Source organism: Thioalkalivibrio sp. ALgr3, from assembly GCF_000377325.1.
Lineage (GTDB): Bacteria > Pseudomonadota > Gammaproteobacteria > Ectothiorhodospirales > Ectothiorhodospiraceae > Thioalkalivibrio.
The window spans coordinates 37,686-59,432 of sequence record NZ_KB897987.1 but is presented as its reverse complement, the minus strand read 5'-3'; the positions used below and the strand labels follow the sequence as shown (position 1 = coordinate 59,432).

Genomic DNA, 21,747 nt, shown 5'->3' with positions numbered 1-21,747 from the left:
GCGGTCAAGAACTGGATCGATGCGGCCATGGAGAGCGGCCCCGAACCCGCCGAAGACGCCGCGGCGGAACCCGGTCCTTCCGCCGGCTAGGGCCGGGTCGGCTGCGCCGGGTCGGCTCCTGCGCCGGATCGGCCAGAGGCTGGCCTCCTACGGGCCGCACCCTGCCCCCCGGTGGGAGGCCGGCCCTCCGGCCGATTGTGCGTCCGGACAATCCCCCGCGCCGGATCGGCTCCTGCGCCGGATCGGCCAGAGGCTGGCCTCCTACGGGCCGCACCCAGCCCCCGGTAGGAGGCCGGCCCTCCGGCCGATTGTGCGTCCGGACAATCCCCCGCGCCGGATCGGCTCCTGCGCCGGATCGGCCAGAGGGCTGGCCTCCTACGGGCCGCACCCTGCCCCCGGTGGGAGGCCGGCCCTCCGGCCGATTGTGCGTCCGGGCAATCCCCTGCGCCGGGTCGGCTCCTGCGCCGGATCGGCCAGAGGCTGGCCTCCTACGGGCCGCACCCTGCCACCGGTAGGAGGCCGGCCCTCCGGCCGATTGTGCGTCCGGGCAATCCCCTGCGCCGGGTCGGCCCTGCGCCGGATCGGCCAGGGGGCTGGCCTCCTACGGACCGCACCCTGCCCCCCGTGGGAGGCCGACCCTCCGGCCGATTTCACGGCCGGGCGTGGTCGAACCAGCGGCGCAGGGTGGCGACGTCCACCACGTCGCCGGGCAGCTCGGCCCCGGCCAGTGACCGCGCCGGGGCGCCCGGTTCGCCAAAGCCGTCCAGTACCGCCAGCGCTCCGCTGAACCCCTGATCACGGGTGTAATCGTTGGTGGTGACCACCACCTCCAGCCCGGCATCACGCGCCGAGCGCACCCCGTTGTCCGAATCCTCCAGCGCCAGCGCATCCGCGGCCGTCAGGCCCATCTCCGCCAGCGCATGGGTGTAGATGTCCGGGGCCGGCTTCTTCGCCGGCACGATGTCGCCGGCGGCGATCACCTCGAAGCGCGCCGGCCCGTCCTCGCCCAGGGTCGCGCGCAGCAGCGCGGTCACGTTCGCCGGCGTGGTGGTGGTCGCGATCGCCAGGAGCAGACCGGCCGCGGCGGCCTCGTCCAGCAGGCGCTCCACCCCGGGGCGCAGCGGGATCGCCCCGCCCTCCAGCATCGCCACGTAGTGGCGAGTCTTGGCCTCGTGCAGGGCCCGGATGCGGTCATCGATGTCCGGCTCCTCCAGCACCCGGGGGTGGTCTTCCGTCAGGTACTGGCGGATGCGTTCCTTGCCGCCGGTCACCCGCAGCAGCTCGCCATAGCGCTCCACGCTCCATTCCCAGTCCAGTCCGGCCTCGGCAAAGGCCCGGTTGAAGGCCACCCGGTGGCCGTCGCGCTCGGTGTCGGCCAGGGTGCCGTCGACATCGAAGATCAAAGCCTGCAGGAATGCCATGAAATAACCGCCTCCGCACGTGAATCAGAACATGTTAATGGGATGAAACGATGGCACACCACTTGCTCGTGCCCCCCTTCTCTGGTACTAAGTGCGCCTTCATTTCGAGCCGGAGAACACCCAGCATGGCTGAAGACGCCAACGCCAAGCCGTCCACGAAACACATGGTCGCCGGAGGCATCGCGCCCTACGAGCCGAAGCCGGACGAAGAGTACATGAATCCGGACCAGCTCGAGCATTTCCGCCAGCTTCTGGAGGCCTGGCGCGAAGAGCTCGCGCAGGAAGTGGATCGCACGGTGGGCCACATGCGCCAGGACGCGGCCAATTTCGCCGATCCGGCGGACCGCGCCACCCAGGAAGAAGAGTTCGGCCTCGAACTGCGCGAACGCGATCGCGAACGCAAGCTGAGCAAGAAGATCGACGAGGCCCTGCGCTCGATCGAAAGCGGCGATTACGGCTACTGCGAGGCCTGCGGCGTGGAGATCGGCATCCGCCGGCTGGAGGCCCGCCCCACGGCCACGCTGTGCATCGACTGCAAGCAGCTCGCCGAGATCAAGGAAAAGCAGATGGCGTGACGGGTCCCGGTGCGACCCGCACCGGGTCGCACCCCCCGTCCCCCTGCCCGCCCGGCATGTCATCCGCGCCCGACCGCCCGTACGTCGGCCGCTTCGCGCCCACGCCCTCGGGCCCCCTGCATGCCGGTTCCGTACTCGCCGCCGTAATCTCCTGGCTGGATGCCCGCGCGGTCGGCGGGCGTTGGCACCTGCGCATCGATGACATCGACCTCCCGCGCGTCCGGGCCGGTGCCGAGGATGCGATCCTCACCACGCTCGACGTCCTCGGCCTGGGCTGGGACGGTCCCCTCACCCGCCAGTCGAACCGGGACGAGGTCTACGCTGCAGCCGTCGACCACCTGCTGCAATCCGGCCATGCCTTTGCCTGCGCCTGCACCCGGCGCGAGATCCGGACCGCCGGCGTCGCCGGCTGGGAAGGCCCGGTCTATCCGGGCACCTGCCGCCCGGGCCTGCCCGCCGGGCGCGAGGGCCGCACGGTCCGTGCCCGCGCTGCGACCCGTTACTGGACCGTGGAGGACCGCTTCCAGGGCCCCCTGTGCCTGGATCTGGAGGCCCTGGGCGGCGATTTCGTGATCCGCCGCGCCGGGGGGCTGCATGCCTATCAGCTGGCGACCGTGATCGACGATCACGAACTGGGCGTGACCGACGTGGTGCGCGGCGTCGACCTTCTGGGGTCCACCGCACGCCAGCTGCAGCTGTATGCGGCGCTGGGGCTGGCCCCGCCGGAGCATGCCCACCACCCGGTGCTGGTGGGCGGCGACGGCGACAAGCTCTCCAAGCATACCGGCGCCGCCGGGGTGCATGGCGATGCGGCCCGCCGGATACTGGCGCGGATCCTGGAGATCATCGAGCTGACGCCCTCGGATCCGCTGTACCCCGATGCCCCGGAGGTCCAGCTGCAGGAGGCCCTGGACCGCCTCGCGCGGCGTGCGCTGACCCGGCGCCTGCCGCCTGCCAGCCACCTGCCCTGGCCCGACGGAGAAGCCTGACATGGACACCTCGCACGGCGTCCTGATCACGCTGCTGGGCGTGCTGCTGTTCCTCGGCCCGCCGGTGCTGTGGCTGGCCGGAGCCGCGCCGGCCTGGTGGTGGCCCTTCGCGATCTGGGCGGGTTTTGTCGGAGTGGTGGCACTGGCCACCGGGCGGCGGCGTGACCCTTAGTCTGGGCCTGATCTATGCGGTGGGCGTGGCCTACCTGGCGATCCTGTTCGGGATCGCCTTTGTCGCCGACCGCAGCACCCGGGTCGGCCGACTGGCCGCCAGTCCTTGGGTGTTCAGCCTGTCGCTGGGGGTGTACGCGACCTCCTGGACGTTCTACGGCAACATCGGCTTTCTCGCCGAACAGGGCTATCTGTACCTGACCATCTATCTCGGGGTGACCCTGGCCTTTGCCGCCACCCCGTGGCTGTTGCGGCCGCTGCTGCGCCTGACCCGCGAGCAGCAGCTCACCTCGCTGGCGGACCTGTTCGCGTTCCGCTACCGCAGCCGTCTGACCGGCCCCGTGGTCGCGCTGTTCATGCTCGCCGGGGTGCTCCCGTACATCGCCCTGCAGATCAAGGCTGTCACCGAATCCGCCGCGGTGCTGACGGCCGAGACCCCGCCGCACCTGCTGGCGATGGCGTTCTCGCTCACCATCGCCGCGTTCGCGATCCTGTTCGGAGCCCGCCACATCGCCCCGCGCGAGAAGCACGCCGGGCTGGTGCTGGCGATCGCCTTCGAGTCGGTGATCAAACTGATCGCGATCCTGGTCATCGCCGCGGTCGCGCTGTTCGCGGTGTTCGGCGGGCCGGCCGGTCTGAACGCATGGCTGGACGCCAACCCCGGGGCCACCGAGGCACTCTACGCCCCGGTGCGCGAAGGCGGCTGGTTCGCGATGATGGTGCTGGCCTTCGCCGCCGCGTTCCTGCTGCCGCGCCAGTTCCACATGCTGTTCACCGAGAACATCGATCCGCGCGCCCTGAACCGTGCGGCGTGGGCGTTCCCGGCCTTCCTGCTGCTGCTGAACCTGCCGATGCCCGTGCTCTACTGGGCCGGGGAGGCGGCCGGGCTCGCGATCGACCCCAACTACTACGCCATCGGCATCGCCGGGTGGCTGGATTCGGCCACGCTGGCGCTGCTGGTGTTCATCGGCGGGGTCTCGGCGGCCAGCGCGATGATGATCGTGACCACCCTGGCCCTGGCGCACATGGGCACCAATTACCTCACCCCGATCGGCCGGCTGCAGGAAGACGACGCGCCCGGCAGCAACCTGTACCGCCGTCTGCTGTGGGCCCGCCGTACCTGGGTGGTACTGATCATCGGTCTGGGCTACGCCTTCTACGGCGTGCTGCAGGTGGTCGAAGGGCTGGCCGAACTGGGCCTGATCTCGTTCGCGGCCGTGGCCCAGCTGCTGCCTGGGCTGGCCGGGCTGCTGTTCTGGAACCGCGCCACCCGCATCGGCTTCCTCGCCGGCCTCGGTGCCGGCATCCTCGGCTGGCTGTTCACCCTGGTCCTGCCACTGCTGGACACCGCCGGCATCCTGCCCGGGCTGCCGGACCCGCGGGACTGGCTGCAAGCCGGCCATCTCGATCCCTGGACGTTCGCCCTGACCCTCAGCCTGGGACTCAACGCGCTGCTGTTCGTGGCGGTATCCCTGCTGACCCGGCCCAATGCGGAGGAGCGCGAGGCCGGCCGTGCCTGCTGCCCGGGCGACGCCGCCGCGGGCACCGCCGGCGGGCTGCCGCTGGCCGGTGACGTGGGCGAGATGGAGACCGCGCTGGGGGCGACCCTGGGTCCGGGACCGGCGCGCCACGAGGTTCAGCGGGCGCTGGACGAACTGGGCCTGCCGCGCCACACCCGTTCGCGCAGTGACCTGCGGCGCCTGCGCGAACGCATCGAGCGCAACCTTTCCGGGCTGCTGGGACCGGTGCTGGCACGCATGATCGTCGACCAGCACCTGCGCCTGGACGCCGCCGGCCGCCACACCCTGGGCGAGAGTCTGCGCCGGGTGGAGGAACAGCTGGAGACGCGCGCCCTGCCGCTGTCCGGGCTGGCCGCCGAACTGGATGCCCTGCGCCGTTTTCACCGCCAGATCCTGCACGAACTGCCGCTGGGCGTGGCCAGCCTGACCGCCAGCGGCGAGATCACCGGCTGGAACCAGGCCCTCGGCCAGCTCACCGGCATCCCGCCGGACACCGCCACCGGGCAGCCACTGGACAGCCTGCCGCGGCCCTGGCGGGGGCTGCTGACGGCGTTCATCGAGAGTCCCGACCCGCAGTGGTACAAACTGCACCTGGAACTGGAGGACGGCGGGCGCCGCCTGAACCTGCACAAGTCCGACCTGCTGGATTCGGACGGGCGGCGCGAGGGCCGCATCATCCTGATCGAGGATGTCACCGACCGCGCCCAGCTGGAGGCGGAGATCGCCCACAGCGACCGCCTGGCCTCCATCGGCCGTTTCGCCGCCGGGGTCGCGCACGAGATCGGCAATCCGCTGACCGGCATCGCCTCGCTCGCGCAGACCCTGCCGCTGGAGGACGACCCCGACGAGATCCGTGCGATCGCCGACGACGTACTGGCGCAGACCCGACGCATCAACGACATCGTGCAGTCGCTGATCACCTTTGCCCATGCCGAGGAACCGGCCGGCAGCCGGTTCGAAGACCTCGACCCCGGGGAACTGATCCACGAGGCCATCCGCCTGACCCGGCTGGCCGGCCGCAAGGACCTGCACTTCGTCACCTTCGGCCTGGACGCCCCGGGGCTGCAGGTCCGCGGGGCCCGCGGGCCCTTGCTGCAGGTCTTCATCAACCTGCTGACCAACGCCGAACAGGCCTCCCCCGAGGGGGCCACGGTGCGCGTGGGCGCGGAACGCCGAGACGGCCGCATCCGGGTCGCGGTGGAGGACGAAGGCGCGGGCATCGAGCCCGACAGCCTCGACCGGCTGTTCGAGCCCTTCTTCACCACCAAGCCCACCGGCCAGGGCACCGGCCTGGGCCTGCCGGTGGCCTACTCCATCGTGCAGGATCACGGTGGTACCCTGACCGCCAGCAACCGCCCCGAGGGCGGCGCCCGCTTCCTGCTCACGCTCCCCGGAGGAGATCCGTCATGACGCGCATCCTGCTGGTGGACGACGAGGCCCCGATCCGACGCGCGGTGAGCCGCTATCTGGTCCACCACGGCCTGACGGTGGACACCGCGGAGGATCTCGCCCGGGCGCGCGGGCAGCTGGCGCGCGGCGAGCCGGACCTGCTGCTGGCCGACCTGCGCCTGCCCGACGGCGAAGGCACGCAGCTGCTGGGCGAGACCCGCGCGCCGGTGGTGATCATGACCAGCTACGCCTCGGTGCCGTCGGCGGTGGAGGCGATGAAAAACGGCGCCGCGGACTACATCGCCAAGCCGTTCGACCACGACGCCCTGCTGCTGACGCTGCGGGCCACCCTGCGCCGACGCGCCGGCGCGCAGCCCGATGCGGACGCGGAGCGGGACACGAGCAGCGACGACCTGGGCCTCAAGGGCGACAGCCCCGGTATCCGCCACCTGCGCGAACAGATCCGCCGCATCGGACAGACCGAATCCACCGTGCTGCTGCGCGGGGAATCCGGCACCGGCAAGGAACTGGCCGCGCGGGCACTGCACCGTCTGGGGCCGCGGGCCGACGGTCCCTTCGTCGCGGTCAACTGCGCCACCATCCCCGAGGGCCTGGTGGAGGCGGAGCTGTTCGGCCACGCCCAGGGGGCCTACACCGGGGCCGTACAGGCGCGCACCGGCCTGATCGCGAGTGCCCACGGCGGCACGCTGTTCCTTGACGAGATCGGCGAGCTCGCCCCGGCCGCCCAGGCCCGTCTGCTGCGCTTTCTGCAGGATGGCGAGATCCGGCCGGTGGGATCCAGCGAGGCCCGCCAGGTGGATGTCCGGCTGCTGGCGGCTACCCATCGTGACCTCGAGCGCATGATCGCCGACGGCGGCTTCCGCGCCGATCTGTATTACCGCCTGCGGGTGCTGGAACTGGCGATCCCGCCCCTGCGCGAACGACCGGAGGACATCGAAGTCCTGGCCCGGCATTTCCTGGCCGAACGTAGCTCCGCCGGCGGCCCGCCGGAGCTGACACCGGCGGCCCTGGAGCTCCTGCGCCGCCATGACTGGCCCGGCAACGTCCGTGAGCTGGCCAACGCGCTGGAGCGCGGCGCGGTGCTGGCCCCGGAAGCACGTATCGAGCCCGCGCACCTCGGCCTCGATGCCAGCGCGCCAGCCGCCAGCGGCCCCTCAGCCCCGGAGCCCCCGGCGAGCACCAGCCTCAACGACTACTTCCGCCAGTTCGTGCTGGAGAATCAGACCCGCATGAACGAGACCGAACTCGCCCGTGCCCTGGGCATCAGCCGCAAAACCCTGTGGGAACGCCGCCAGCGCGAAAACCTGCCGCGCCCGTGAACGCCGTGACTGCCACGCCCGCCGAACGCCGGGTCTTCTTCGCCCTGTGGCCGGACTCGTCCACCCGCGATGCCCTGCATGCGCGGGCCCGGGAACTGCCGGGCCCGGGGCGTCCAGTACCGCACGCCCACCTGCATCTGACCCTGGCCTTTGCCGGCACCGTGGATGCGTCGGTCGCCGAGGCCCTGGCGCAGGCCCTGCCGGCGTTTCCGGCACATGCCGTGGACCTGCACCTGCACCTGGACCGCTACGGGCATTTCCCCGGTGCCCGAGTCAGCTGGATCGGGCCCTCATCCATCCCGCCGGCGCTGGAGACCCTCGCCAGCGCCGCGGCCCGGGCCTGCCGTGCCGCCGGGGTCCGGCTCGAAGAGCGCCCGTTCCACCCGCACGTGACCCTGCGCCGCCACGCGCCGACGCCGCCCGAAGTCGAGGCACCGGCCGTCCCCGTGGTCTGGCATGCAAACCATCTGGTGCTGATCGAATCCGGTCGTGACGGCCACCCCGGCCCCTATCGCCTGCTGGCGGAGCGTCACCTGCTATCCTCAAGTAACCCATCTGACGGAGGCGACCGATGACACTCGACCATTCCCCGATCTCCGGCCCGATCTCCGGCCTGTCCCGCGGTCTGGCGCTCCTGCTCCTTCTGGCCCTGGCGCTGCCCGCACTGGCGGACAAGCCGGGCGATGCCCGCGCCATCGACGGCCTCGAGGAAGGACGCATCCTCTGGGACGTGACCCTGGGCGACCCCGAACGCCTGATCGCGCGGCTGGACGTGATTCTCGAGACCCGCGAGGACATGCAGCGCCAGGGCCTGGAACCGCACATGATCTTCGCCTTCCGTGGCGGGGCGGCCGGTCTGGTCGCGGACTCCACCGATCACCTCGACCTCGCCGACGCCGACGCGGTCGAACGCCTGCACGACCGTCTGCGGGATCTGCAGGGTCTCGACAACGTGCACATGGAGGCCTGCAGCATCGCCACCCGGCGCTTCGATCTCGGGCAACAGGACCTGCTGTCCGGCATCGAGCTGGTCGGCAACACCTTCCTGTCCATCATGGGTTACGAGCGGCAGGGGTACAGCACCATCCGCATCGACTGACACCACCCCGCCCAACCCTGGTGCTCCAGGGGGCATTCAGCGCCCCGGCCAACACTGGTATGATCCGAGTGGCCGGTGATCGGCACGGGGGGAAGGCCTTGGCGCAACTGGAGATCACGACGCTCGGGACCGAGCGGGTCAGCGTGGACGACCGCGAGATTCCGGCCCTGTCCGGGACCAAGGCCGGACTGCTCCTGATCTATCTGGTCGCCGAGAGCCCCCGCCGTGTCCCGCGCCGCGAACTGGCCGAACTCTTCTGGCCCGAACTCGATTCCAACAACGCCCGCGTCAATCTGCGTCAGGGCCTGTTCCAGATCCGCCGCCACCTGGGCGACACCCTCGCGGAAAACCTGCAGGCGGCAACCCGCGACGTCGGGTTCCGGGTCGACGATCGCTGCCGTGCCGATTTCCTCCGGGTCGCTGCCGAAGACACCTCTTTCGGACCCGCGTTCGTCGCCCCTCCCGAAGCCAGCCCGGACGATGCGCTGAACCTTGCCGACCGCGAGCTGGCGCGCCTGGAACTGTACCAGGGGCATTTCCTCGCCACCGACGCGGTGGTGGAAAGCCTGCCCCGCCTCGAAGCCTGGGTGCGCCAGCAGCGGGAAACCCTGTGGTCGCATGCGCGCGCCGCGGTCGAGCGCCTCCACGAATATTTGCGGCGGGCGGGCGAACCGGAGCGCGGGATCCGCGAGATGCGGCGGCTGCTGGACCTCGCCCCGGCGGACGAGGCCCTGAATGCGGTGTTTCTGCGGACCCTGCTGCTGGCCGGCCAGCCGGCACGTGCCGAAGAACACTATCGCCGCGTGGAACAGCTCCTGGAAGAAACCGACGGCCACGCCCCCGGGCCGGCGCTGGCCGAAATCCGCGAACAGCTCGAACGCGCGCGCGATGACGGCGTGCAGCGGACCGACCGCGCGGCGGCCTCCGCCACCGCCCTGCGTCAGGAGCGTCGCCGGCTGGTGCTCGTGGTCTGCGATCTGCGGGCACCCGAACACCTGGACATCGAAGAACAGTGGGAGCGGATTCGTACGGCGCTGGAAACGCTCGACGCCCTGTTGCTGGCGCATCACGGCCACGTGGTACGCGCCCCGGGCCAGGGCCTGCTGGCGTATTTCGGCTATCCGGCCGGGCGCGAGGAGGCCATGATGGACGCGGTCCGGGCGGCCTGGCAGGCCCTGGGCACCGCGCCGTCCGGGGTCGAACTGCGCGCGGCGGTGGACATCGACACCGTGATCACCGGTGACGACCCCGACATCCCCGACCCTGCCGGCCGTTTCACCGCGCGCGTCCAGGCCGTCGCGCGTTCCCTGCGCCCCGGCATCCTGTGGGTGTCGCCCGAGCTGCGGGAAAACCTCGAAGGTTTCTTCGAATTCCAGCCCTGGCGCGGACGTCCCGGCGGCTTCCGGGTCATCGAAGACCCGGGTCCGCGCGACCGCGTGGATGCACGCCCGGCGACCCACCAGGCCCCGCTGGCCGGACGCGATGCGGAATTGCGCCGCCTGCGGGGCGAATGGGACCGGGCCCGTCGTGGCGGTTCCCGCTGGGTCCTGATCCAGGGCGAGGCGGGCATGGGCAAGAGCCGTCTGGCTCGCGGCCTGGCCGATCAGGTGGATGGTCACGGCGTGGTCCGGGCCCTCAAATGCCGCGAGGACACGGCCCGCCAGCTGCTGGCCCCGGTACGCCAGACGCTGGGACGATGGGCGGCCACACGCAACCGCCGGGCGGCGGCCGAACGCCTGCTCCGCAGGCTTCTGCAACGCCACGGCGAAGCCGCGGAAAAGGCCGCCGCCATTGCCGGCTGGCTGACCTGTCCCACGACCCCGGACCATGAGCTGTTCCGCTCCGGAAACGTCGACCGCGACCACCTGCTCGACGCCCTGGTGGACCTGACCCTGACCGGCATGCGCGGCCGGGCTCTTCTGCTGATCGTGGATGACCTGCACTGGATGGATTCCGCGACTTCCGAATTCCTGCGGCGACTGAACCACCGCAGCCGCGATGCCGCCCTGATGGTGGTGCTCACCGCGCGCATGAGCTATCGCAGCGAATGGCGCGACGTGGAGATGGAGTCCATCGTTCTGCAGGGGCTGGACAATGCGGCCGCCGGGCATCTGGTGGCCGCGCTGGACCCCGGCCAGGCCCTGCCACGCGCGGTACGCGACGAACTGGTCGCGCGGGGCGAGGGCGTCCCCCTGTTCCTCGAGGAGCTGACCCGCTTCGCCCTCGAACACGGGCACCCGGGCACTCCCGGCGATGAACTGCCCCCCGGCCTGAACAACCTCCTGATCGCGCGCATGGAACAGCTGGGTCCGGCGCGCGAACTGGCGCGTGCGGCAGCGGTCATCGGGCGCGATTTCAGCGTCAACATCCTGGCCCGGCTGCTGGAACGCTCCACCGATGACGTACGCCAGCAACTGGGACTGCTGATGCGCAAGGGGTTTGTCGAACCCGCCGGCGCCTCCGAGGGGAGCCTGTTCCGTTTCCGCCATGCGCTGTACCGGGAAAGCGCGCTGGAGGCCATGCTGCGTTCGGAGCGCTCCCGGTTGCACGACCGGCTCGCGGATCTGCTGCAGGAAGAGGCGGAACGTCCGTACGGGGCCCCGGCCGGCGGCCGGGTCGCGCTGCACCTGCACCAGGCCGGCCGTTACCGCGAAGCGGTGACCCACTGGCTGCAGGCCGGCGAGCAGGCCTTTGCCCGCGGCATGCTGCCGGAAGCGGCGCAGCACTTTCAGGATGCCCTCGACTGCCTCCAGAACGACCTCGCCGACAGCGCCTCTCTCAACGAGGCCGACACCCTGCGGGCCCTCAGCGGGCTGGGGTCGGCCAGTCTGGCGCTGATGGGATACGGCTCGCGCACGGTCCACGGCCTGTTCGAACGCGCGGCGGAGCTGTCGCGGCCCGAGCGCGACCCGGTGGAGCATTTCCGCGTACTGTGGGGACTGTGGCACGGAGCCGGATCCTGTCAGGGCTTCGACGAAGCCGCCCGCCTGGCGCACGAGGCGGAGGTGGTGGCGGAGCGCTCGGGCGATCGCCTGCTGCGGATCGCCGCGGGTTACGTCCAGGGCAACACCTGCTTCTGGACCGGGCACTTCCGCCAGGCCATGGACCACCAGACAAGGACCCTGGAGCTCTACCAGCCGCGTGATCACGCGCGCCTGATCGCCCGCCACACCGAGAACCCCGCCATTCTGTCACGCGCCTTTTTCGCCTGGACGCTGCTGTTTTCCGGCAACCACGAACGTGCCTGGGTGGAGATGGACCGGGCCTGCCAGCACGCCGACCAGCTCGATCACCGGCCGACCCAGGCCTTCGTTTACAGCTTTCGCTCGGCCCTCGGCTTCTTCGCCGACCGCCCGCACGAAACACTGGCGGCCTCGCGCAAGGCCCACGACATCGCCGAGGCCTACGACTACCCGCTGTGGCGCACCGGGGCCGTCGCGGTATCCGCCTGGGCGCGCACCCGACTGGGCGATGACCAGGCCGTGGATATCATCCGCGAGCAGGTGGAGATCATGCGCAGCGTGATGGACGGCGTCAGCACCCTGTTCCGGCTGTTCCTGCTGGACGCGATCCGGCGCGGAGCCCCCGATCCGCAGGAATGCCTGACGATCGCCGATGCGGCCCTGGCCAGCTCGCTGCAGCGCGGCGACCGCTGTTTTCAGCCGACCATCCGGCTCCAGCGTGCCCGCAGCCTGCTGGAGCTCGCGCACGGGGCGGATCCGGAGGGTTGGCAGGAACTGGAACGGGCACGCGCCGAGGCGCGGGAACAGGGTAATCCCAACGTGGAGCGCCAGGTTCTGCTCGAGGTCGAACGGCATGCCCGCGAACCCGACTGGCGGCAATGGGCGGCCCGCAGCCTGCGCCAGGTCGACCAGTGCATCATCGGCAACCCGGGCGCCGAGGCCCTCAGCCACGACCTGCCGCGCGAAGCCTGATCCGCGCGGGTCACACCAGGTTGCGCAGCCAGCCGCGCAGCATGTAGCGGATCAGGGCCAGCAGCAGAACCGCCACCACCGAGAACAGCACATGCGGGAGCGACATCCCGAGGATGGCGAACGCGATCGCGTTGCCGGCCGCCGGCGGATGGGCGGTGTCGGTGATCAGCATCAGCAGGCTGGCGCTCGCCAGTGCGGCCCCGGCGGCCATCGCGAGGGCCGCATCACCGTTGCCGAAGACGCCCGCGGCGTACGGTACCGACCACAGCCACCCCACTGCGATGCAGAGGACGTGTCCGCCGATCAGCCGGCGGGCGGTGGCGGTCGGATAATGCGGCATCGCGAAGGTAATGAACGCGCTGGAACCAATGGCCGCCACCACGACCACCTCGGTGACCATACCCAGTCCCGCCACCAGCCCCGCGATCACCAGGAATGCCACGCCCACCTGCTGCAGGTAATGCTGCGGATGCCGGAAAAACTGACGGTCTATGAGGTAGAATTTCACGCTGCGGTTTCCGGGGGAGAGGCGGAAGCCGAAGTTTAGGCAAACACCCAACGGGGGTACACCTCCGGATTTTCTGGACGGCCACGCCGGTCCGGTCCATTATTCTGCCAAAGGGGGAATGGCGGGAGGTCCTGCCGGGCACGCGGATCGCGCGTGTGGCCGGTGGTCACCCCGCGGGGAAGGCGCCATGACGCACAGCAACGAGCAAGCCCGGGACGACCTGCTGGAACGCGTGCGCCGGCTCAACGAGATCGGGATTGCACTGTCGGCCGAACGCGACAAGCCGCAGCTGCTGGAACAGATCCTGAGCCACGCCCGGGCCCTGACCGGTGCCGACGCCGGATCCGTTTATCTGCTGGATTCCGACCGCCAGGAGCTCGAATTCGCCCTGGTGCAGAACGACACCCTGGGCCTGCACCTTGGCGGCACCGGCGAGCCGGTCGACGGCCAGCTGCCCGCGGTACCGCTGTATCGCGAGGACGCCAGTCCCAATGACCAGGCGGTGGTCGTCTGGTCCGTGCTCAACGACCGCACGGCGAATATCGCCGATGCCTACCGCGAACAGGGCTTCGACTTCTCCGGCACGCGCGCCTTCGACCAGCGCACCGGCTACCACACCCGCTCGGTCCTGACCGTGCCCCTGCGCAACCACGAAGGCAACGTCATCGCGGCGCTGCAGCTGCTCAACAAGACCGTGGACGGCGGGATCCGGGCGTTCGACGAACAGGACCGGGATCTTGCCCGGTCACTCGCCTCGCAGGCCGCAGTGGCGCTCACCAACCAGCGCCTGATCGACGAGCTGCGCGAACTGTTCGACCACTTCGTCCAGGTCATCGCCACCGCCATCGACGCCAAATCGCCCTCCACCGGCGCCCACTGCCGCCGGGTCCCCGAGGCCACTCTGCTGCTGGCCGAGGCCGCCAGCGAATCCGGCGACCCCGCGGTCCGCGAATTCCGGTTCGGGCCCGACGACTACTACGAACTGCGCACCGCCGCCTGGCTGCACGACTGCGGCAAGGTCGTCACGCCGCATCACGTGATGGAAAAGTCGACCAAACTGGAAGGTATCTTCGACCGCATCGACGGAATCGGCGACCGGGTCGAAATCCTCGCACGCGACCACGAGATCCGGCAGTTGCGCGAGGCCCTGGCCCGCCAGCCCGGCGGCAGCGAAGCCCTGCAGGAGGTGGATCGCACCAGCGCCGAACGCCGCGAGGGCCTGAACCAGGACCTCAAATTCCTGCGCCGCTCCAACACCGGTGGCGAATTCATGACCGACGAGGACATCGCCCGTATCGAGGCCCTCGCCCACCGCCGCTGGACCGCGCTGGACGGCACACAACAACCATTGCTGGACACAAACGAGGTCCGCAATCTGTGCGTCCGGCGCGGCACGCTCAACGACGAGGAACGCGGCATCATGGAGGGCCACATGACCGTGGGCATGCAGATGCTGGAACAGCTCCCCTTCCCGCGTCACCTGCAGCGGGTCCCGGAGTACGCCCTGGGCCACCACGAACGCATGGACGGGCGTGGCTATCCGCGCGGCCTGACTCGCGACCAGCTGTCGATCCCGGCACGCATCATGGGCATCGCCGATGTCTTCGAGGCGCTGACCGCCCCCGACCGGCCGTACAAGAAGCCCATGCCCCTGTCGCAGGCGCTGACCATCATGGGACGCATGGTCGAGGACGGCCATCTCGACCCCGACCTGTTCCGGGTGTTCGTCGACGAGGGCGTGTATCGGCGCTACGCCGAACAGCAGCTCGACCCGCGCCAGATCGACGAGATCGACACCGACCGCCTCCCCGGGATCCGGCGTCCCTGAACCCCGCGCACGGAGATCGCGCCATGTCCGTCCCGACTACCCGTCCCCCTCGAATCCGTCGGCACTGGAGGCATCTGCCGGTCCTCGTCCTGATCGCCGCGTTCGGCCTGGCTGTCTCGTCTGCTTCGGCCCGGGAGGACAGCCCCGTTGAACGGCTGGAACAGCTGAACGAGGCCGGCAACCACGCCGACGCCTTCACCCTCGGCCAGGAGCAGTTCGAGGCCCATGCCGGCGATCCGGACTTCGACCTGGCGTTCGGCATCGCCGCACTGGAAAGCGGCGAACCCGACCATGCCCTGCTGGCCTTCGAGCGTGTGCTGATGCACGACCCCGGGGCCCCGCTGCCACGCCTGGAGCTGGCCCGGGCGCATTTCGCCATGGGCAGCACGATCGCCGCCCGCCGCCATTTCAGCCGCGTCCTGGAACGCGACCCGCCACCGCCCTCGACGGTGATCCGCCGCATCGAATGGTTCCTGACGGCGATCGAGGAGCGCGAGGCCGGGCGTCCCGCGCCGGTCCGCGATGCCGTCACCCGCTGGCACCTGGGCGCGCGCCTGGGACACGACAGCAACGTGGGCGCCCACACCGATGACGACGTGGCCCTGTTCGGCGTGCTGCCCCTGCAGCTGCCCGACCCCGAAAGCGACCGTTTCTTCGAGCTGTACGGCGGCTTCGCGCACCAACGCCAGACGAGCGACCGCCGCGGCTGGTTCCTGCAGGGCGGACTGGAGGGACGCGGATATCATTCCGAACGCGACTTCGACCGCTACACCGCCCGGCTGCGCGGCGGGCCGGTACTGCTCGGAGACGGCTGGCGCCTGACCCTGCCCCTGGAACTGCGTCACACCCGCCGCGACGACGATGTCCGCAACACCCGGGCCACGGCCGGCGCCGAATGGACCCTGCGCCCGGGTCGGCCGCTGGAATACACCCTGTTCGGGCAGGTCAGCCGGGTGCAGCACAAGCCCGCCGACGCCCGCGATGTGGACGGGGTCGCGGCCGGTGCCCGCGTCAGCTGGCGCCCCGACCCCCGGCTGCGCGTGTTCGGCGGCACACTGGCGGGCGAAGAACACGCCCGCCGCTCGCGCGGTGAGCACTTCGGACGCCGCTATGCGGGACTGCAGGCGGGGGCGGGCTGGGCCGTCGACGAACATCACCGGATCGACCTGCGTCTGGACCATCTCGTCAGCCGTCACCGCGAAGACGACCCCGCGTTCCTCGACCGGCGCCGCGACCGGCTGAACCGGGCCCGACTGGGCTGGGCCTGGGATCCCGCTCCTGACTGGCGGCTGGAACTGGGCGTGGAACACGCCGACAACGATTCCAGTCTCGATCTCTATTCTTACCGCCGCACGCAGGTCACCGCCGGCGTGCGCCGCGAATGGTGACCACCATGAACCCGTCCCGATTCCGTATTCCGTTCGCGCAGGCCATCCCGGCCATGCTGGCCGCCATCCTCCTCCTGGCCGGCCCGCCGGTGGCCGGCGCAGCCGAACGCGAGGACGCCGGGCGCGTGCTGGTGGCCACCACCGGCGTGACCGCCGAGTACCGCGACCAGGACCCGCGCGAGCTGGCGCGGCGGTCCGAAGTCTACGTGCACGACACCGTACGGACACCGGAGGGCGGGCGCGCCCAGCTGCGCATGATCGACGGGGAGATCCTGTCCCTGAGCGAATCCGCCGAACTCTACATCGACACCCTGGAACACGCCCCCGAAGCCGGTCCCGACGCCGCGGACCGCAGCATCAAGCGCCTGCTGCAGGGCGGTCTGCGCACCATCACCGGCGCGGTCGCCGGCGACGGCTACCGGGTCGAGACCCGCGCCGGCACCATCGGCATCCGCGGGACCTCCTTCGACGCCTTCACCCGCGGCGACGACCTCTACGTGCACGTCCGCCGCGGGGCGCTGTACGTGGAAAACCCGCACGGGCGCGTCGAGATCAGCGGCGGTACCGTACGCGACGCCGCCTACATCCGCGACCCGGATTCGGCCCCGGAAGCCCTGACGGGCGACGAACTCCCGGATTTCTTCTTCGACGCCTTCGAGGGCGACGTGGACCGGGCCATGGCCGAGGACCCCGAACCGACCGCCACCACGGATCCGGGCGCGGCCCCGGGCCCGTCGGAAGACCGCTGGGGCGAAGCCGGCCGCCCGGTGGCGCGCGCCGCGGACGACGGCTTCGGCGAGACCGCCCTGCTGGAACACGACCGCGACATCTTCACCGACGCCACCGAGCCGCCCGAGATCGCGGAGCCCGCTTCCTACGGGTTCGTAACCGGCCAGTACACGGAACCGGGCACCACCGATCTCTACGCCGGCCGCTTTCTGCAATCACCGGTGACCCTGGGTGACGACCGCCAATTGCTGCAGGCGGAGGACGGCGAGGCATTCCTGAACCCGGAGCTGGCGATCGAGACCTTCGTGGTGGACAGTGACGACACCGGGACCACCGGGACCGCGGAGATCGGCGACGCGTCGGTCTCCTGGGGCCGGTGGACGGATGCCGACGTCCAGCGCCTCAACGACATCGAACCCTACGATTCGGGCGGAAACGACAGCTTCACCTGGATCACCTCCACCGGTGTCATCCATGACCCGGCCGATCTCCCCGGAACGGGAACGGCCAGCTACTCGCATGTGGGGATCGAGGGAACGGGCATGTTCACAATCGATGGAGGCTCCCTGCTTGTCGATTTCGGCGCCGCGACCATCGACGCGACTCTGGTGTTCGGGGGGGGCGAGCAGCTGCAAACGGTCGGAGGGCCGGTCGACATCGCGGAGTTCCACGGTGACGGGATTCCGCTCGAGTTTGGTGTCAACGTCCAGGGCAGCCTGGGGGGACGCTTCGTCGGCTCCGACGCGGAGGGCGCCATCGCCGGTTACGAGATCCGTCAGGACGGTCAGTTCGCCGGCACCGGCGTAATCGCCTTCGAACAGGACTAGTGAGCCCCGCCCGCTCCCGCCGGTTCGCGACGGCCCTCGGGGGCCTCCTGGTCGCGCTGCTGGCCCTGCCGCAGGTGACCGGGATCCCGGGGGTGACCCCGGCGCTGGACCGGGTCGAACGGCTGGTCTATGACCTGCGCATGCAGGCGCATCCGCCCGCCCGCGAGGCCACCGAGGCGGAGGTCCCGATCGTGATCGTCGACATCGACGAGGCCTCGCTGGAACGCGAGGGCCAGTGGCCCTGGCCGCGCCGGCGCATTGCCGAGCTGGTCGAACGCCTCGACGCGGCGGGGGCCGGGGTCATCGCACTCGATATCCTGTTCGCCGAGGCCGAGCGCAATCCGGTCGAGGCCGTCCGTGAACACCTGCCGGAGGACGCCGCGCTGCAGGCCCGGCTGGACCGGCTGGCGCCGGAACTCGATGGTGACCACCGGCTCGCGCGGGTCCTGGAGGACCGCGAGGTAGTCCTGGGCTATGTCTTCCACGCGCGGGAGCGCTCGCGTTCGGGTGCCCTCCCCGAGCCGTTGCCGCTGGCGGAACCGCTTGCGGTGGAGACGCTGGCCCTGCCCCCGGCCAGTGGCTACAGCGCGCCGCTGCCGGTGCTGCGCGAAACGGCCGCGACGGCCGGGTTCTTCAGCCTGATCCCCGACGCCGACGGCACCCTGCGCCGCGCCCCGCTGCTGGCACGCATCGACGGAGAGCTGTACGGCTCGCTGGCCACGGAGACGGTGCGCCAGTTCCTGTTCCTGGAAGAGGCCCGCCTGACCACCGAGACCATCGACCGGCGCGAGCATCTGGAGGCACTGCACCTCGACGACCATCTGGCGGTACCGGTCGACGGCCGGGGCCGCATGCTGGTGCCGTACCGCGGCCCCTCCGGAAGCTTTCCGTACGTATCGGCCTGGCAGGTGCTGGAAGACGACCCCGCGGAGCGCATCCCGCCCGGGGCGATCGTGCTGGTGGGGACCACGGCGCCGGGGCTGTTCGACCTGCGCGCGACCCCGATGGATGCGGTGTTCCCCGGAGTGGAGATCCACGCCAACCTGATCGCGGCGATGCTGGACGAGGCCTTCCTCACCGAACCGGCCTGGGCCCCGGGCGCCAACCTGGCCATGCTGCTGGTGGCCGGCGGACTGCTGGCCCTGGTCCTGCCCCGTCTGTCGCCGCTGCGCCAGCTTGCGGCGTCCCTGGCCGTCGGCGGTGTCCTGCTCGCGTTCACCGCGTGGCTGTGGTCGGCGCATGGCCTGGTGCTGGACCTGGCGTCCCCGTTGATGGCGGTGGTACTGATCGCGGTGTTCAATCTCGGCTGGGGCTTTCTGTTCGAGGCGCGCACCCGGCACCGGCTGAAGGCGATGTTCGGGCAGTACGTGCCGCCCGCGCTGGTGGAGCAGATGAGCGAGCATCCGGAGGCCTTCGATTTCGAGGGCCGCTCGCGCGAGCTGAGTATCCTGTTTTCCGACATCCGCGGCTTCACCGGTCTGTCGGAATCGCTGGAAGCCGACCAGCTCAAGCGGCTGCTGAACCGTTATTTCACCCCCATGACCCGGGTGATCTTCGAACACCGGGGTACCATCGACAAGTACGTGGGCGACATGGTGATGGCGTTCTGGGGCGCACCCGTGGACGATCGCGAGCACGCCACCCACGCGGTGGAGGCGGCCCTGGCAATGCAGGCGGAGACCGCGCGCCTGCGCGAGACCTTCGTCGCGCAGGGACTTCCGGCCATCCATGTCGGAGTCGGCATCAACAGCGGCGTAGTCAACGTGGGTGACATGGGTTCGGAGTACCGCCGCGCCTACACCGTCCTGGGCGATGCCGTGAACCTCGCCTCACGCCTGGAGGGCAGCAGCAAGTATTATGGAGTCGGGATCGTGGTCGGCGAGCGCACCCGGGACCTGACCGGCGAACGCTTCGTCTGGCGCGAGCTGGACCGCGTGCGGGTCAAGGGACGCGACCGGCCGGTGCGGGTGTTCGAGCCGGTCTGCCGGTCCTCGGAGCACACGCCCGAGCTGCAGGCCGAACTGGATTCGCTGGCGCAGGCCCTGGACGCATTCCGGTCAGCGGATCTGGATGCGGCGGAGACAGCCTTCCGGCGGCTGGCCGGGGCGCACCCCGGGGTCGGACTCTACCGGCTGTACCTCGACCGCATCGAGCACCTGCGGCGCGAGCCACCGGCCCCCGACTGGGATGGCAGCTGGAGCCGCGACAGCAAGTGACCGGGACACAGTCTACAGGCAGGCGCAGGAGAACAGCCCATGGCCGGGGATGAACGCCTCAACCGCTACGCGGCCCTGATCGACCGGATGCCGGGGTTTCCGGCGTCGGTGCAGCGCATCCTCGATCTGACCGGCGACCCGGACAGCGAGCCACGCGAGCTGGTGGCGGCCCTGGAACGCGACCCGGTGATCACCGTGCGGATCCTCAAACTGGTCAATTCGCCATGGTTCGGCCTGGCGCGCCCGGTCAGCTCGGTGCGCCAGGCCCTGGTGATCGCCGGGTTCAACACCCTGCGCAATCTGGCGCTCAGCATCGCGGCGGTGGGCATGCTGCCGGCGCGCAACGATGCCGGCATGGACACCGGCCGCTTTCTCGAGCACTCGCTGGGCGTGGCCACCATCGCGCGCCTGCTGGCGCGGCGCCTGGGGGTGCCGGAGAGCGAGAACACCGACCATTTTGTCGCCGGCCTGCTGCATGATTTCGGCAAGATCGTGCTGATCCGACACGCCGGCGAGGATTACGCTCCGGTCCTCGCGGCCGCGGCCGCCGGTCCTGTACCGCTGCATCGGGAAGAGGCCCGGCGCCTGGAGGTGGATCATGCCGAACTGGGCGGTCTGCTGATCGAACACTGGGGCCTGCCCGCCACGCTGGCCGGGGCGATCCGCTACCATCACGCGCCGGATCGCGACGGCGACTGGAGCCTGCTGCGCGACACGGTGTTCGCGGCCAACCAGATCGTGCGTCACCTGGACTTTGGCGATTCCGGCAATCCGGTGATCGAACCCTTCCCGCGACCGATTCGCGAGCGTTTCGGCGCCGATCTTGCGGAATTGACGGAAGCCCTGGACGACCCGGGCGCGGAGCTGGAAGCCACCCGCCTGTTCATGCAGAGCGAGGAGGACGGTCGATGAAATTCACCTTCTGGGGCGTGCGCGGTTCGATCCCCGTTCCCGGCCCGCAGACCGTGCGCTACGGCGGCAACACCACCTGCATCGAGGTGCGCGGCGCCGACGACGAGCTGATCATCCTCGACGCCGGTACCGGCATCTTCCAGCTGGCCCGGCAGCTGCAGGCGGACATGCCGCTGGAGGCCAGCATCTTCATCACCCACACCCACTGGGACCACATCCAGGGGCTGCCCTTCTTCATCCCGATCTTCGTTGCGGGAAACCGCATCCGGATCCACGGAGCGGCGGACCCGGTCAACCAGCGCGACATCCACGAGGTCCTCGCACGGCAGATGGACTACGCGTTCTTCCCGGTGCGCGACAACGAACTGGCGGCCAGCATGGAGTACGCCACCCTGCACGAAGGTCAGGCCACGCAGGTGGGCAGCGTGACCGTCACGCCCATGATCATGGGCCATCCGGTACTCAACTTCGCCTACCGTCTGGAGTCCGGAGGGCGAACGCTGGTGTTCACCGGCGACCACGAATGGCCGTACAACATCCATCCCCCGGGCGAGGACGGCCATGCGGAATACGAAGCGATGGTGCAGGAACGCCGGGCGGCGATCATCGATTTCTTCCGCGGCGCCGATGCCCTGATCATCGACACCGCCTACACGCCCGAGGAGTATCGACGCCGCACGGGCTGGGGCCACGGCACCTACGACACCAGCATCCGGGCCGCGCGCGAGGCCGGGGTACGGCAGGTGTGGCTGACCCACCACGAACCGACGCGCGACGACGACGAACTCGAACGCATTTTCGCCGAAGCCCTGGAACGCAACCCGCCGCCGGACCCCGCGGACGAACCGGCCATCCAGCTCGCCCGCGAAGGCGTCACGGTGACGCTGTAAGCCGCGCCGC

16 protein-coding genes are annotated in these 21,747 nt (G+C 70.4%); 14 read left to right on the top strand and 2 right to left on the bottom strand.

Going from position 1 to position 21,747, the window contains the following annotated elements; translation table 11 throughout:
- Window positions 1-650: 650 nt before the first annotated feature.
- On the bottom strand, window positions 651-1,421 hold the full coding sequence (locus tag C998_RS0111045; RefSeq protein WP_018870928.1) for an HAD-IA family hydrolase: 771 nt from the start codon (window positions 1,419-1,421) through the stop codon (window positions 651-653).
- A gap of 125 nt (window positions 1,422-1,546) precedes the next feature.
- On the opposite strand from C998_RS0111045, the gene dksA reads away from it, so the two are divergent.
- Genes dksA through C998_RS0111005 form a run of 8 tightly spaced genes read left to right on the top strand, consistent with a single transcriptional unit; the run spans window position 1,547 to window position 12,439 of the window.
- A complete protein-coding gene (dksA, locus tag C998_RS0111040; RefSeq protein WP_018870927.1) occupies window positions 1,547-1,996 on the top strand; it encodes an RNA polymerase-binding protein DksA in 450 nt (149 codons plus the stop codon).
- 56 nt (window positions 1,997-2,052) lie between these two features.
- Entirely contained in the window at window positions 2,053-2,985 is a 933-nt protein-coding gene (gene gluQRS / locus C998_RS0111035; RefSeq protein WP_018870926.1) for a tRNA glutamyl-Q(34) synthetase GluQRS, read from the top strand.
- A gap of 1 nt (window position 2,986) precedes the next feature.
- The gene (locus tag C998_RS15050; protein ID WP_018870925.1) at window positions 2,987-3,157 is read left to right on the top strand and encodes a hypothetical protein; all 171 of its coding nucleotides are present in this window, start codon (window positions 2,987-2,989) and stop codon (window positions 3,155-3,157) included.
- Window positions 3,147-6,086: a sensor histidine kinase gene (locus tag C998_RS0111025; protein WP_018870924.1), complete on the top strand. Its 2,940-nt coding sequence runs from the start codon at window positions 3,147-3,149 to the stop codon at window positions 6,084-6,086. Before C998_RS15050 ends, C998_RS0111025 begins: the two co-directional genes overlap by 11 nt.
- A complete protein-coding gene (locus C998_RS0111020; protein WP_018870923.1) occupies window positions 6,083-7,405 on the top strand; it encodes a sigma-54 dependent transcriptional regulator in 1,323 nt (440 codons plus the stop codon). The genes C998_RS0111025 and C998_RS0111020 overlap by 4 nt, the downstream gene beginning before the upstream one ends.
- Window positions 7,402-7,980 (top strand): RNA 2',3'-cyclic phosphodiesterase, encoded by a 579-nt coding sequence (gene thpR / locus C998_RS0111015; RefSeq protein WP_018870922.1) that lies wholly within the window; start codon window positions 7,402-7,404, stop codon window positions 7,978-7,980. Before C998_RS0111020 ends, thpR begins: the two co-directional genes overlap by 4 nt.
- A complete protein-coding gene (locus C998_RS0111010; protein ID WP_018870921.1) occupies window positions 7,977-8,504 on the top strand; it encodes a hypothetical protein in 528 nt (175 codons plus the stop codon). Before thpR ends, C998_RS0111010 begins: the two co-directional genes overlap by 4 nt.
- Window positions 8,505-8,563: 59 nt before the next feature.
- Window positions 8,564-12,439 (top strand): AAA family ATPase, encoded by a 3,876-nt coding sequence (locus C998_RS0111005; RefSeq protein WP_081617432.1) that lies wholly within the window; start codon window positions 8,564-8,566, stop codon window positions 12,437-12,439.
- A 10-nt stretch (window positions 12,440-12,449) separates the two neighbouring features.
- On the opposite strand, the gene C998_RS0111000 is transcribed toward C998_RS0111005, so the two are convergent.
- Window positions 12,450-12,947, bottom strand: coding sequence for an HPP family protein (locus C998_RS0111000; protein ID WP_018870919.1), 498 nt, complete (start codon window positions 12,945-12,947; stop codon window positions 12,450-12,452).
- A 187-nt stretch (window positions 12,948-13,134) separates the two neighbouring features.
- On the opposite strand from C998_RS0111000, the gene C998_RS0110995 reads away from it, so the two are divergent.
- From C998_RS0110995 to C998_RS0110970, 6 genes are read left to right on the top strand one after another with little or no spacing between them, the layout of a single operon-like run.
- Window positions 13,135-14,775, top strand: a complete 1,641-nt coding sequence (locus C998_RS0110995; protein ID WP_018870918.1) for an HD family phosphohydrolase — start codon at window positions 13,135-13,137, stop codon at window positions 14,773-14,775.
- 23 nt (window positions 14,776-14,798) lie between these two features.
- The gene (locus C998_RS0110990; protein WP_018870917.1) at window positions 14,799-16,163 is read left to right on the top strand and encodes a tetratricopeptide repeat protein; all 1,365 of its coding nucleotides are present in this window, start codon (window positions 14,799-14,801) and stop codon (window positions 16,161-16,163) included.
- Window positions 16,164-16,168: 5 nt separating this feature from the next.
- Window positions 16,169-17,719 carry a FecR family protein gene (locus C998_RS0110985; protein WP_196799384.1) on the top strand — a complete coding sequence of 517 codons (1,551 nt, stop codon included), beginning with the start codon at window positions 16,169-16,171 and terminating at the stop codon, window positions 17,717-17,719.
- Window positions 17,719-19,935, top strand: a complete 2,217-nt coding sequence (locus C998_RS0110980; RefSeq protein ID WP_018870916.1) for a CHASE2 domain-containing protein — start codon at window positions 17,719-17,721, stop codon at window positions 19,933-19,935. Before C998_RS0110985 ends, C998_RS0110980 begins: the two co-directional genes overlap by 1 nt.
- Before the next feature lie 39 nt (window positions 19,936-19,974).
- A complete protein-coding gene (locus C998_RS0110975; RefSeq protein WP_018870915.1) occupies window positions 19,975-20,847 on the top strand; it encodes an HDOD domain-containing protein in 873 nt (290 codons plus the stop codon).
- The gene (locus tag C998_RS0110970) at window positions 20,844-21,737 is read left to right on the top strand and encodes an MBL fold metallo-hydrolase (protein WP_018870914.1); all 894 of its coding nucleotides are present in this window, start codon (window positions 20,844-20,846) and stop codon (window positions 21,735-21,737) included. Before C998_RS0110975 ends, C998_RS0110970 begins: the two co-directional genes overlap by 4 nt.
- Window positions 21,738-21,747 lie beyond the last annotated feature (10 nt).